The sequence below is a fragment of the Longimicrobiaceae bacterium genome (assembly GCA_035936415.1).
In the GTDB taxonomy this organism is placed as follows: domain Bacteria; phylum Gemmatimonadota; class Gemmatimonadetes; order Longimicrobiales; family Longimicrobiaceae; genus JAFAYN01.
This window is the reverse complement of the sequence record DASYWD010000538.1, coordinates 1-12792: the sequence shown is the minus strand read 5'-3', so window position 1 is coordinate 12792 and position 12792 is coordinate 1. Positions and strand designations below refer to the sequence as shown.

General features: G+C 72.5%; 10 protein-coding genes. All 10 read right to left on the bottom strand.

Translation table 11 applies throughout. The features are described from left to right. A partial coding sequence (locus VGR37_21720; protein ID HEV2150031.1) for a biotin--[acetyl-CoA-carboxylase] ligase occupies window positions 1-642 on the bottom strand: 642 nt, incomplete at its 3' end. Continuing rightward, complete coding sequence (gene nadC / locus VGR37_21715; GenBank protein HEV2150030.1) at window positions 639-1493, bottom strand: carboxylating nicotinate-nucleotide diphosphorylase; 855 nt, start codon at window positions 1491-1493, stop codon at window positions 639-641. The genes nadC and VGR37_21720, both read right to left, overlap by 4 nt. Continuing rightward, window positions 1490-2656: an N-acetyl-alpha-D-glucosaminyl L-malate synthase BshA gene (gene bshA, locus VGR37_21710; protein ID HEV2150029.1), complete on the bottom strand. Its 1167-nt coding sequence runs from the start codon at window positions 2654-2656 to the stop codon at window positions 1490-1492. The genes nadC and bshA overlap by 4 nt, the downstream gene beginning before the upstream one ends. 125 nt (window positions 2657-2781) lie before the next feature. Beyond that, on the bottom strand, window positions 2782-3777 hold the full coding sequence (gene miaA / locus VGR37_21705) for a tRNA (adenosine(37)-N6)-dimethylallyltransferase MiaA (protein HEV2150028.1): 996 nt from the start codon (window positions 3775-3777) through the stop codon (window positions 2782-2784). Window positions 3778-3961: 184 nt separating this feature from the next. Beyond that, a complete protein-coding gene (gene mutL, locus VGR37_21700) occupies window positions 3962-5842 on the bottom strand; it encodes a DNA mismatch repair endonuclease MutL (protein ID HEV2150027.1) in 1881 nt (626 codons plus the stop codon). Window positions 5843-6092: 250 nt separating this feature from the next. Then, window positions 6093-7196, bottom strand: coding sequence for a hypothetical protein (locus tag VGR37_21695; GenBank protein HEV2150026.1), 1104 nt, complete (start codon window positions 7194-7196; stop codon window positions 6093-6095). A gap of 87 nt (window positions 7197-7283) precedes the next feature. Beyond that, window positions 7284-8051: a TatD family hydrolase gene (locus VGR37_21690; protein HEV2150025.1), complete on the bottom strand. Its 768-nt coding sequence runs from the start codon at window positions 8049-8051 to the stop codon at window positions 7284-7286. A gap of 227 nt (window positions 8052-8278) precedes the next feature. Next, a complete protein-coding gene (gene secF, locus VGR37_21685; protein ID HEV2150024.1) occupies window positions 8279-9274 on the bottom strand; it encodes a protein translocase subunit SecF in 996 nt (331 codons plus the stop codon). A 22-nt stretch (window positions 9275-9296) separates the two neighbouring features. Continuing rightward, window positions 9297-10841 (bottom strand): protein translocase subunit SecD, encoded by a 1545-nt coding sequence (gene secD / locus VGR37_21680; protein ID HEV2150023.1) that lies wholly within the window; start codon window positions 10839-10841, stop codon window positions 9297-9299. A gap of 213 nt (window positions 10842-11054) precedes the next feature. Continuing rightward, window positions 11055-12662, bottom strand: coding sequence for a TldD/PmbA family protein (locus tag VGR37_21675; protein HEV2150022.1), 1608 nt, complete (start codon window positions 12660-12662; stop codon window positions 11055-11057). Window positions 12663-12792: the final 130 nt, after the last annotated feature.

Sequence of the window (12792 nt, the reverse complement as noted above, 5' to 3'; positions counted from 1 at the left end):
CTCCAGCTCCGCCAGCACCGCGGGGGAGAGCACGGCGCCCATGCGCGCAGGGAGCCCGGCGAGCGCGCGGACCAGCGCCCCGGCCACCTCGGCGCGGGGAGGGCTCCACCCGGACGCCATGCGGAGCGAGGTCGCCTCGGGGCGCAGCGGCGCGGGGAAGTCGTCCGGGGCGTGGGCGGCGTTGATCCCGATCCCCGCCACCACGAAGGCGACCCCCGCCCCCTCCCAGCTCCCCTCGCAGAGGATCCCGCCGAGCTTGCGCCCGGCCACCTGCAGGTCGTTGGGCCACTTCACCTCCACCCGCCCCGGGCGGGCGAAGGGATCGAGCGCCGCCGCCGCTGCCAGCCCCACCCGCAGCGGGAGGAGCCCCGGTTCGGGGAGCGCCGCCGGCCGCAGCACCACCGAGAGCCAGATCCCCAGCCCCGGGGGGGAGACCCACTGCCGCCCGCCCCTCCCCCGCCCCGCCACCTGCTCCTCCGCGATCACCGCGGTCCCCGCCGGCGCGCCCGCCCCGGCCAGCGCCCGCGCCACGTCGTTGGTGGATCCCACCCGCTCGAAGAGGTGCAGCGCGGGGATCCCCCACGCCCGCGCCAGCTCCGCCGCCGTCCCTCCCTCCCAGCGGTCCGCCCGCCGCTCGATCACGGGAGCTGCCGGAGCCGGAGCGACAGGTCCAGAGCCGGGGCGGAGTGCGTCAGCGCCCCCACCGAGATGAAGTCCACCCCCGTCTCCGCCACCGCGCTGATCGTCTCCAGCGTGATCCCGCCGGAGGCCTCCGTCTCCGGGCGCCCCGGCCCGGCGCCGTGCACCCGCTCCACCATCCGCGCCAGGAGCGGCACCGGCATGTTGTCGAACATGATCCGGTCCACCCCGGCGGCCAGCGCCTCCTCCACCTCCTCCGGCGTGGTGGTCTCCACCTCCACACTGAGCCGCTCCAGGTTGCGCGCCCGGACCGCCGCCACCGCCGCGGGGATCCCCCCGGCCGCAGCGACGTGGTTGTCTTTGATCAGCACCATGTCGTGGAGCCCGAAGCGGTGGTTCGCGCCGCCCCCCGCGCGCACCGCGTCCTTTTCCAGCCGCCGCATCCCCGGCGTGGTCTTGCGCGTGTCGATGACCCGTGCGCCGGTCCCTTCCACCGCGCGCACGTACCGCCGCGTTTCCGTGGCGACTCCGGAGAGCTGCTGGAGGAAGTTGAGCGCAGTGCGCTCCGCGGTCAGCAGCGACGCCGCCGACCCGCGCGCCCGCAGCACGACGTCGCCGGGCTCCACGGCCGCCCCGTCCCCCACCGCGGGCTCTACCTGCAGCGCCGGGTCCACCGCGTGGAAGACGGCCACGCACACGTCCATCCCCGCGATCACCCCGGGCGCCTTGGCGACGATGGCGGCCTCGCCCCGAGTCCCCGCGGGAAAGGTCCAGAGGGTGGTCCGGTCGCCGGTGCCCACGTCCTCCGCCAGCGCCAGCTCCAGGAGCGCGCGCACCTCCTCCGGGAGCGTCATGCGCCGCCCGCCCGCGCCAGGGGGAGCGCTTCGGCGCCGCCGCGCAGCACCCGCTCGTAGTAGCGCTCGTAGCGCGGGACGATGACGTCCGCGCCGAAGCGCTCCCGCGCCAGCGCCGCCGCCGCCCGCGAGAACTCCTCCCAGCGCGCCCCGTCGCGCAGGAGCCCGACCGCGGCATCGGCCATCTCGTCCGTCGCCCCCACGGGGCGCAGGAAGCCGGTCACGCCGTCCTCCACCACCTCCGGGAGCCCGCCGACCGCCGTGGCCACCACGGGGACCCCCGCGGCCATGGCCTCCAGCGCCACCAGCCCGAACGACTCCGTCTGGGACGGGAGGAGGAGCAGGTCCGCGCACGCCATCAGCTCCGCCACGGAGTCCTGCTTCCCCAGGAAGACCACCCGGTCCGCGACGCCCAGCGCCTCCGCCTCTGCCACCGCGTCCGGGCGCTCCGGTCCGTCGCCCACCAGGACGAGCCGGGAGGGCACCTCCGCATGAATGGCCGCGAAGGTCTTCACCACGTCCCCGACCCGCTTCACCTTGCGGAAATTGGAGACGTGCATGATCAGCCTCTCCCCCGGTAGCAGCAGCGCCTGCTTGCGGCAGGGGTAGCGGTCGCGGTCGTACAGCGCGGCGTCCACGAAGTTGGGGATGACCTCGACGCCGTCCGGCGGCACCTGGAAGTGGTCCACCGTCTCCTGCTTGAGGTAGTCCGAGACCGCCGTGATCCCGTCCGACTTGGCGATGGAGAAGCGGGTGATGGGCCAGTACGAGCGGTCCTGCCCCACCAGGGTGATGTCGGTGCCGTGCAGGGTGGTGATGATCCTGAGCCCGTGCCCGTCGCCGAGCATCTCCTTGGCGATCCACGCCGAGGTCGCGTGGGGGATGGCGTAGTGCACGTGCAGCAGGTCCAGCTCCTCGCGGATCGCCACCTCGTGCATCATCACCGCCAGCGTCAGCGGGTAGGGCGAGTACTCGAAGAGCGGGTAGCGCGCGTCGTCCACCTCGTGGAAGAACACGCGCTCCATGAAGTGCGGGAGCCGGAAGGGCTGCGCGTACGAGATGAAGTGGATCTCGTGGCCGCGCTGGGCTAGCTCGATCCCCAGCTCCGTCGCGATGGCCCCCGAGCCGCCGTACGTCGGGTAGCAGGTGATTCCGATCTTCACGTGTTCTCTTGCTTCTGTGGAACTACATCGTTTGGGCGTGCCCCAACCGGAAGGGCCCCCACCCGGCTCGCTTGAGGCTCGCAACACTTTGCCCCTATGTCCCCCGCATGCGGGAGAGGGGAGCACTACGCGGCGCCGTTGTCGTTCTCCCCCTTTCTCCCGCTTGCGGGGGAGAGGGGGTCGGGGGGAGAGGGGGCCTCCCTCCACCCCCGCGCGATCTCCTCCGCCAGCTCCTCCCGCGGCCGGGTCGCGTCCAGCCAGACGGCGCCGGGGGGGAGCTGGTGCCGGAACCAGGTGGCCTGGCGCTTCGTGTACGCGCGCGTGTTGCGGCGCACCAGCTCCAGCGCCTCCTCCAGCGTCCGCTCGCCGCGGAAGTACGGGATCAGCTCGGCGTACCCGTGCGCGTTCAGCCCCGGCGCGTCGGGGCCGTAGCGCTCCAGCAGACTGCGTACCTCTTCCAGCAGCCCCGCCTCCACCATCTCCGTGACCCGGCGGTCCACCCGCTCCCGTAGGAGGGGGCGCGGGACCTCCAACACGAAGGAGAGCACCGGCACCGCGGGGGCCTCCGGCGGGGAGTTCGCGTGCCACCAGGCCAGCGTCCGACCGGTGAGCAGCGGCACCTCCAGCGCGCGCAGGATCCGCTGCCGCCCGCCCCAGGTGGAGAAGCGCTCCGCGGCCTCCGGGTCCACCTCGCGCAGCCGGGCGAGGAGCTCGGCGTCGTCCAGCGGCGCCAGCTCCGCGGCCAGCCGCTCGCGCGCGGCGGGGTCCAGCGGCGGCTCCCGAAAGATAGGGTGGGTCAGCGCACGCAGAAAGAAACCGGTCCCCCCCACCAGCATCGGGACGCGCCCGCGGCCGCGGATCTCCGCGATCTTCGCGCGGGCGTAGCGCCCGAAGTCCCCGGCGCTGAAGCGGGTGGACGGCTCCACCAGGTCGATCCCGTGGTGCGGGATCCCGCCGCGCTCCTCCGGCGTCGGCTTGGCCGTCCCCACGTCCGTCCCGCGGTACACCGAGCGCGAGTCCATGGAGACGACCTCCGCGTCCAACCGCCGCGCCACGGCAATGGAGAGCGCCGTCTTCCCCGACGCCGTGGGGCCGACGAGGGCGAGGGCGTGGGGGGTCACCGGAGTGCGAGAGTGCGAAAGTGCGGGAGTGCGAAAGTGCGAAACGGCGCCCCGACCGGGATATCCCCGACGGCGCGCCGTCCTGCCGTGCTCCCCTCCCCCTTGCGGGGAGGGGCCGGGGGAGGGGGTCCGCCGGCCCCGTTTGCAGGCTGTCCCCCGTAGCCTGTCCCCCGTTCGCTGCCGTTCACACGCCCCCCCGCCCGAAGCGATTGTGCAGCTCCTTGAGCGAGAGCTGGATCACGGTGGGGCGGCCGTGGATGTCGTGGTAGGGGAGCTCCGTGGCGAAGAGGCGGTCGAACAGCTCGCGCATCTCCTCCTGTGAGAGCTTCTGCCCCGCCTTGATGGCCCCCTTGCAGGCGAAGGAGAGCGCGATCCGCTCCCCCTGGCTCCGCACCGAGTCCACCAGCTCCGACCCCTCCGTCAGCTCCGCGATCATCTCGCGCAGGCAGCGCTCCGCGTCGAAGTGCGGGTGCGGGTTGGGGACGCCGTGCACGATCACCGCCCGCCCGCCGAAGGGCTCGATCTCGAAGCCCGCCCGCAGCAGGATCCCGGAGACCTCCTGCACCATGCCGTACTCCGCGGGGGAGAGCCGCAGCGTGAGCGGGAAGAGGAGCCGCTGGCTCGCCCGCTCGCCCGTCGCCAGCCCCTGCACCAGCTCCTCGTACAGTACCCGCTCGTGCGCCGAGTGCTGGTCCACCAGGATCAGGCCGGTGCGCGTCTCCGCGAGGATGTAGGTGTTGTGCACCTGCCACATCACGGGTGGGGCGGCCTGCACCTCGGGCTCGTCGTCGCGCCCCCCCGCCTCGGCGCCCGCGCCCGCGTCCGCCGCCGGGGCGCCCGAGAAGAAGAGCGCCATCTGCGGCTCGTCCCGCGGCGCGCGCGGGGCCCTCGGGGCCGGGAGGCTCCCGAACCCCGGCCGGGCGCCGTTCGCGCCCTCCCGCCGCGGCTCGCCGAACACGGCCGCCTCGCGCGTGGCCCGCAGCCCCGTGTCGCCGCGCATGTACGTGGGCGAGTGCCCGGACCCGTACGAGGGCACCGCCTCCACCGGGTCGCGCCGGCCGATGGCGGGCGTGCTCTCCAGCACGGAAAGGGCGGCGCGCACCCCCTCCTCCACCAGCCGCTCGATGGCGGCCCGGTCGCGGAAGCGCACCTCCGCCTTGGCGGGGTGCACGTTCACGTCCACGTCGCCGTCCGGGACCTCCACGAAGAGGAAGAGCGAGGGGTGCACCCCCTGCGGGATGGTGGTGTGGTAGCCCCGGTCCGCGGCGCGCACCAGGAGCCGCTCGGTGAACGGGCGGCCGTTCACGAACAGGTACGCGCGGCGCCCGCCCGGGGTCGCGGAGTGGGGGCGCTGCACCAGCCCGGTGAGCGCGGCCGGACCCTCGCGGTGCGCCACCGGCATCAGCTCGTCCGCCATGTCGCCGCCCCAGATCCCGGCTACGCGCGCCGCCAGGGTGGGCGCGGAGGGGAGCGCCAGCACCTCGCGGTCGTTGGACTCCAGCGTGAAGCCGATCTCCGGGTGCGCCAGCGCCAGCGTCGTCGCCACCTCGCTCACCGCGCGGCTCTCCGCCGCGGCCGAGCGGAGGAACTTGGCGCGCGCGGGCACGTTGAAGAAGAGGCTGCGCACCGACACGGTCGTCCCCCGCCTGCGCGCGCACCCCTCCACGGCCTGCGTCTGCCCCCCGCTCACCACCACGCGGGTCCCGTCGCCGTCGCGCTCCGCCGTCTCCAGCACCAGCCGCGACACCGACGCGATGGACGGCAGCGCCTCCCCGCGGAAGCCCAGGGTGCGGATCCGGGCCAGGTCCGCCGGGTCCCTGATCTTGCTGGTGGCGTGACGGTCCAGCGAGAGGAGGGCGTCGTCGCGCCCCATCCCCCACCCGTCGTCCGACACGCGGATCTCCGTCTTCCCACCGTTGCGCAGCACGATCTCCACCCGGGTGGCGCCGGCGTCCAGGGCGTTCTCCACCAGCTCCTTCACCACGGAGGCGGGGCGCTCCACCACCTCCCCGGCTGCGATCTGGTTGGCGAGGCGTTCGGGGAGGACGTGGATCCTGCGGGGCATCGGTTCCGGTGCTCGGGGGCTTCGGGTGAACTTCGGGCCGCAAGCTACCCGCTTTTGAAGGGCGCCGTCAACCCGTTGCGTGTTTCGAGGGCGGGTTCGGGCGTGTCCCCCCTGGCGGGGGGCCGGGCTGCGGCGCACTAGAGCAGCACACGACGCTGCTCAAGTGCGGCGAGCCCCCGCAAACGGCGCGGGGTCTCGCCCCTTCGGGCTCGCATCCCTCACGCGGGGCGCCGGGGGCGCATCCGGACCGCTACGCCTCGGGGGGGAGATAGGTCCAGAAGTCTTCGGTGGCGTTGCCGCTCGCGTCGACGACGTAGGAGACGACCAGCACCCGGCCGTCGGGCTGAACGGAAAGGCGGAAGAAGCCGTTGTCCCGTTTGGCGTAGATGGTGTTCTCCAGCCGGCGCACCCGCCCGGCGCGGCGGAAGAACCCGGTGCCGCTCACGATCGTGTAGCGGGCGCCCACGCCGCGCAGAAGCTGCAGGTTGTGGTCGTGGCCGGCGGCGAAGAGCAGCGGCGGACGCTCCGCGAAGGCGCGCTTCAGGACGTTGCGCATGTAGCGGTACTTGCGGTGTCCCAGGTCCTGGGCGGAGAACTTCGGGATCGGGGAGAAGCGGGTGGGGAGCATGGGGAAGACCCCGTGCGTCCCGCCCGAGGTGAGCGGGTGGTGCGCCATCACCACCACCGGCCGCTCTCCCGCCTCGCGGATGGCGGTCCGGATCAGCTCCACCACAGCCGAGTCCGTCTCCGCCGGGCACGGGGACTCCGGCGGGTCGGGCTTCTCGTACGGGTGCAGCCACCACTGGGTGTCCAGCACGATCAGGCGCAGCCCCCCCACGTCGCGCACCGCCGGGCCGGGGCACCCGCCCCCGGGGAGGAACTCGACGCGCCCCTGCCCGTGGGCCTCCACGTACTTCTCCTGGAGCACGATCTCGCGCCACCCCTCGGGCCCGCTGTGGTCCCAGCCGTGGTTGCCGGATACGAAGATGCCGCGGGCGCCCGTGCTGACCGGCACGTCGAGCTGCGCCTGGAGGATCCGCTCCGCCTCCGCCCGGTACCCGTGCTCGTCCGTGGGCAGCCCGTCGGGATAGATGTTGTCGCCCAGGTAGGCCACCATCGCCCGCTCCGCTCCGCGCTCCTCGATGACGCGCTTCAGCGCGATCAGCATGGGCTCGCCCGCCGGGTTCGGCTTCCCCGCGTCGCCCATCAGGTAGAGGTCGAAGAGGGCGCCGTCCGGCGCGGGTGCCGCCGGGGCGGCCGGCTCCGGCTCCTGCGCGCAGGCCGCCGTGGTGCCCAGGGCCAGCAGCAGGAGGACGAGTCCGACCCGCAGGTCGCGTCGCGCGTTTCGATTCATCCGTGGGCTCCGGTGCCGGGTCAGTCGCCGCAGGGCGGGGACCCGTGCGGCCGTTCGCAGCCTTCGTACCAGTCTTTTCCGCCGCCGTCAGATCCCGTAGAACGCCCGCGCGTTGCGCGCCGCCCGGGCCGCGAACTCCTCCGGGTCCTCCCCGCGGATCTCCGCCGCCCTGCGCGCCGTGTGCACCACGTACGCCGGCTCGTTGGTCCTGCCGCGGTGGGGGACCGGCGCCAGGTACGGCGCGTCGGTCTCCACCAGGATGCGGTCGGCGGGGACGGCGCGGACCAGGTCCGCGTCCTCGTACTTCTTGAAGGTGATCATCCCCGCGAACGACACGTACCACCCCGCCTCCAGTGCTCGGTCCAGGAGCGCCCGCCCGCCGCTGAAGCAGTGCAGCACGCCGCGGACGCCGGCCGCGTCCGCGATGACGTCGGCGGTGTCGGCGTCGGCGCTGCGGGTGTGCACCACCACCGGGAGGCCCGTCTCGCGGGCCAGCTCCAGGTGGCGGAGGAAGGACGCGCGCTGCGCCTGGCGCGGGGCGTTGTCGTAGAAGTAGTCCAGCCCGGTCTCCCCCAGCCCCACCACCTTCGGCTCCCGCAGCAGCGCGCGGATCTCCGCGAACGCCTCGTCGGTGCCCTGGTCGGCGGCGTGCGGGTGCACGCCCACCGTGGCGTACACCTGCGGAAAGCGGGCGGCGAGCGCCACCGCCTCGCGGCTGCTGTCCGGGTAGGTGCCGATGGTGACCACCGCCTCCACGCCCGCCTCGCGGGCGCGCTCCAGCACCCCCTCAACGTCCGGGAAGAGGCGCTCGTCGGTGAGGTGCGTGTGCGAGTCGATCAGGGAGAGCGGAGCCATGCCGGATTCCACCGAAGAAGTCGCCATGCCGTAGCCGAAGAGAGTAGATACGCACGCAGAGGAAGCAGAGGAAGCAGAGGAAAAGCACCGGGCGGGAGCAGTCCTCTGCTTCCCCTGCTTCCTGTGTGTGAGCCCCTTCCGTTGCCGTCACGCGAGAACCGGTCCCCGAACGCAACGAGCCGCCGCGGAGATTCCGCGGCGGCTCGCTGCAACTCCGGGACGAAAGCTCAGACCAGCGCCGTGCTGCTGGCGCTGCGCGTCCGGGCCGTGGACGCCCCTGCGCGGGACGGCCCACCCTTGACGTTGAACTTGGGCCAGCGCTTCTCGATCTCGAACAGAGCCGGGGAGGCCACGAAGATCGAGGAGAAGGTCCCGATGATGATCCCCAGGATCAGCACCATCGCGAAGTCGCGGATCACCGCGCCACCGAAGAGGTACAGCGCCAGCAGCGTCGCCAGGGTGGAGCCGCCGGTGAGCACCGTCCGGGAGAGCGTCTCGTTGATGGAGGTATCCAGGAGCTGCATGTAGCTCGCCCCCGCCTTGCGCGGCTTCGCGAGGTTCTCGCGCACCCGGTCGAACACCACGATGGTGTCGTTCAGCGAGTAGCCCACGATGGTGAGCAGCGCCGCCACCGTGGCCAGCGAGATCTCCGTGCGGGTGAAGGCCAGGAAGCCCAGGGTGATCAGGATGTCGTGCGCGGTGGCGATGATCGCCGCCAGCCCGAAGCGCCACTCGAAGCGGAACCAGAGGTAGATCAGCGTCGCCACGAAGGAGAGCAGGATGGCGAGCAGCGCCCTCTGCTGCAGCTCGTTCCCCACCTTGGGGCCCACCGCCTCCGTCCGGACGATGTTGAAATCGGTGGGCTGGTAGCGCGAGGAGAGCCCCTGCGTCACCCGGGCCGAGGCGTCGACACCGGCCTCCTGCTCGAAGGATGGCATCCGGATCACGAACTCGTCGCCGCCCTCGAAGCGGGCGATCTGCCAGTCGGAGTGGCCGCCCCGCGCCGCGGTGGCGCGGATCTCGTCCACCGTGGTGGGCTGCTTGAAGTTCACCTGGACGAGGGTGCCCCCGGTGAAGTCCACGCCGTAGTTCAGCCACGAACCCAGGGTGGCGGCGTTGTAGAGCATCGCCCCGATCCCAAGGACGAGCACGACCGCGGTGAAGATGTAGGCGCGCTTGCGCCACTCCATGAACGGGTACCTGGCGTTCTCGAAGAGTCTCATGGTGATGTGCCCCGTTGCCCGTTCAGATGGAGATTCCCCGCGCGGCCGTCCGGTGCTCGACGTAGAGCATGAACAGCGTGCGGGTGACGAAGATCGCGGTGAACATGGAGGCGATGATGCCGATGGCCAGCGTCACCGCGAAGCCCCGGACCGGCCCCGTGCCGACGTAGAACAGGATCCCCGCCGTGATCAGCGTCGTGAGGTTGGAGTCCACGATCGCCGACAGCGCGTTGGCGAAGCCCTGGTTCACCGCCGTGCGCACGCCGCGCCCCGCGGCCAGCTCCTCGCGGATCCGCTCGAAGATCAGCACGTTGGCGTCCACCGCCATCCCGACCGAGAGGATCAGACCGGCGATCCCGGGGAAGGTCAGCGACGCGCCGGGGAGCGCCGCGAGCCCGCCCAGCACCAGGAGCACGTACACGAGCAGCGCGAGCACCGCCAGCAGGCCGGAGACGCGGTAGTAGCCGATCACCATCAGGATCACGGCGCCCACGCCCACCAGCCCGGCGATCTGCCCCTTGTCGATGGAGTCCTGCCCCAGCGAGGGGCCCACGGTGCGCTCCTCGACGATGCGGAGCGGCGCCGGGAGGGCGCCGGCGCGCAGCACCAGCGCCAGGTCGCTCGCCTCCTCCAGCGAGGCGCCGCCCAGGTCGATCTGCCCGCGGTTGGAGATCTGCGTCTGGATGACCGGCGCGCTGTAGACGCGGTCGTCGAGCACGATCGCCATCTGCCGCCCCACGTTCTCGCCGGTGGCGCGCTCGAAGACGCGGCCGCCGCGGCGGCTCAGCTCGAAGGTCACGATCGGGCGCATGGTCTGCGGGTCGGTCAGCGCCTGCGCCTGCTCCAGGTACTCGCCGGTCATCATCGCGCGGGACTCCAGGAGGAAGAGCCGGCGGAACTCCTGGTTCCGCTGCCCGGGCTCCTGAAAGCCCCAGAGGAGCTCGGTGCCGCGCGGGAGGAGGCGCTGCACCGCCGGGAGCGCCAGGTAGCGCTCCACAGCCGGGACGTCCTTGGCCTCCACCACGAACTCGCCCTCGCCGGCCGGAATCACCTTGCTGGTGAACGGAGCGGCGCCGCCCGCGGTGTCCGCGCCGGCCTGCCCCTTGAAGAGGCCGCCGGCCGGGCTCTGCGCCGGCTGCCGCGCCGCGCCCTCGTTGCCCAGGGCCTCGGTCACCGCGCGGTCGATGCGCGGGAGCGTCTGCTGGATCTCGGAGAGGGGGCGCACGATCTGGAACTGCAGGAACGCGGCGCGCTGCAGGATCTCCTTGGCCCGGCCCTCGTTCGCGATCCCCGCGAGCTCCACGATGATCCGCTCGTCACCCGCCTTCTGGATCACCGGCTCGGCGACGCCGAGCTCGTCCACGCGGGTGCGGACGATCTTCAGCGCGCGCTCGATGGCGTCGGCGCGCTGCGCGGGCGCCATGGGCGCCTTGGTCTCGTCGATCTCCAGGGCGAAGTGGCTCCCGCCCTGGAGGTCCAGGCCGAGGGTCACGATGCTGTTCTGGGCCTCGTAGTTCCGGTACAGGAAGAACAGGCTCCCCAGCACCGCGACCACGATGATCGCCACACGGACTTTCAGGTTTTGAAGCATTGGAGGTTACGGACTCCAACGTATGGGGATGGGGGAACGGCGGGCCGCGAGAGGAAAAGCCGCGGCGGTGAATAACGGGAACCTGCAAAGCTACCTGCGGTGCCCGTGCGTTGTCAACCGCCGCGGGCCTCCCGCGGCCCGCATCGCCGGCTCGCCGGCCGGCGGTACAAACAGAGCAGCCGCAATCGCTTACCCCGCACGCCCCGTGTTGATCACGTTGATATTGCGGTGGCGCGTGGGGACGCAGCCGTGCGACACGGCGTTGGACTGCGACGGCTGCCCCTTGCCGTCGTTGAAGGTCCCCCCCAGCTCGTAGGTGCTCTTCCCGCCGAGGCCGTCCATGGCGTTCCAGAACTCGGGGGTGCGGATCTGGTACGCCACGTCCTTGAGCATCCCTCCCACCTTCCCGTTCCGGATCTCGTGGAAGGTCTGCCCGCCGAACTGGGCGTTGTAGCGCTGCTGGTCGATGGAGTACGACCCGCGTCCCTCGATGAGGATACCGTCCTTGACGTCGGCGACCAGCTCGTCGAGGGAGACGTCGCGCTCGGGATGGGGGAGGAGGTTCACGTTGGGCATGCGCTGGAACTGCACGTCCGACCAGCTCTCCGCGTACGAGTTGCCGTGCGAGCGCACGGGCTTGCCGATCCGGCGGTACCAGTCGGCGAGCATGGGGGCCTGCTCGCGCGTGGTCTGCAGGTCGTGCAGCACCCCCTGCTTCACGATCAGGTACTCGTCGGGCTTGACCCCCTCGTCGTCCCACCCCACGGTGGCCAGCGCGCCCGGGGTGGAGCGCTCCCCCTGGATGTTCATGAGCTCCGGGCCGTAGCGGAACCGGCCCAGGTACTCTTCCACGGGGTGGATGAACGAGGTCCCGGCGTAGTTGGCCTCGAACCCCATGATCCGGTCCAGCTCGGTGGGGTGTGCGATGGACTCGTGGATGGTGAGGAACAGGTGCGAGGGGAGGAGCACCAGGTCGTAGCGCCCCGGCTGCACCGGCTTCGCGGAAAGCTTCCGCACCGCGTCCTCGGCCCACCCGGGGGCGCGCTCGGCCAGGCGCGCGTCGCGGATGTGCTCGTACCCCAGCCCCATGGGCTGCACGGGGGTGGAGTTGCGGGACTGGAAGTCGCGCCCGTCCGCCGAGACGGCGGTGACGCTCATCTGCGGGAAGGAGCGGTAGACGGTCTGCCGCGCGAAGGTCCCCTCCGTGGAGGCGAAGGTCTTCTCCTCGCGCACGAAGAACATGGACGAGGTGACGAATCGGGTGCCGGGCACGCCGAGCGCCGCCCGGTTGGCATCCAGGAGGAGGGCCACCTTGTCCTCGATGGCGACCTCGAAGGGGTCGATCTCGATGGGGGAGCGCCACTCCGCGTCCGGCCAGCTCTCCACGGGCGCGAGCACCACCGGTCGCGCGGCGGCGCGGGCGTTGGCGCGCGCCTGGGCCACGGCCTGGCGCGCCACGCGCTCCACCTCGGGGGCGGTCAGCTCCCGGCTGGCGGCGAAGCCCCAGGCGCCCTGCGCCAGCACGCGCACCCCGAAGCCGAAGGTCTCCGAGTCCTGCAGCCCGGTGACCTGCTGCTCGCGGGTGGAGACGGACTGGTTGCGGTTGCGGCTGATGCGCACGTCTGCGTACGCCGCCCCGGCCACCTTCGCGGCGTCCAGCGCGCGCATCGCCAGCTCGCGCACGGCGGGGTCCCGGGCGAAGCGCGCGGGGTACGCGGCGGCGGGAAGGGGGAAGCCGGTAAAAGCGGCGCCCGCGGCGAGCGTGGCGCCCCGGGCGAGGAACTCCCTGCGGTCCATGGTGGCTCCGGGCGGGTCTGGGGTGAGCGGGGGCAGCCCAAGCTACCCAACGCGGCGCCGCCAGGCAACCGGGGCCGGGGCCGGGGCCGGTCAGTCCGGGCGCGCCGGGGCGCCGCCCACCACCCCGTAG

Excerpts from the sequence above, each read along its gene's own strand:
- nadC (HEV2150030.1), bottom strand. The coding sequence starts at position 1,493 with ATGACGCTCCCGGAGGAGGTGCGCGCGCTCCTGGAGCTGGCGCTGGCG.
- mutL (HEV2150027.1), bottom strand. The coding sequence starts at position 5,842 with ATGCCCCGCAGGATCCACGTCCTCCCCGAACGCCTCGCCAACCAGATC.
- VGR37_21695 (HEV2150026.1), bottom strand. The coding sequence starts at position 7,196 with ATGAATCGAAACGCGCGACGCGACCTGCGGGTCGGACTCGTCCTCCTG.
- VGR37_21690 (HEV2150025.1), bottom strand. The coding sequence starts at position 8,051 with ATGGCTCCGCTCTCCCTGATCGACTCGCACACGCACCTCACCGACGAG.
- secF (HEV2150024.1), bottom strand. The coding sequence starts at position 9,274 with ATGAGACTCTTCGAGAACGCCAGGTACCCGTTCATGGAGTGGCGCAAG.
- VGR37_21675 (HEV2150022.1), bottom strand. The coding sequence starts at position 12,662 with ATGGACCGCAGGGAGTTCCTCGCCCGGGGCGCCACGCTCGCCGCGGGC.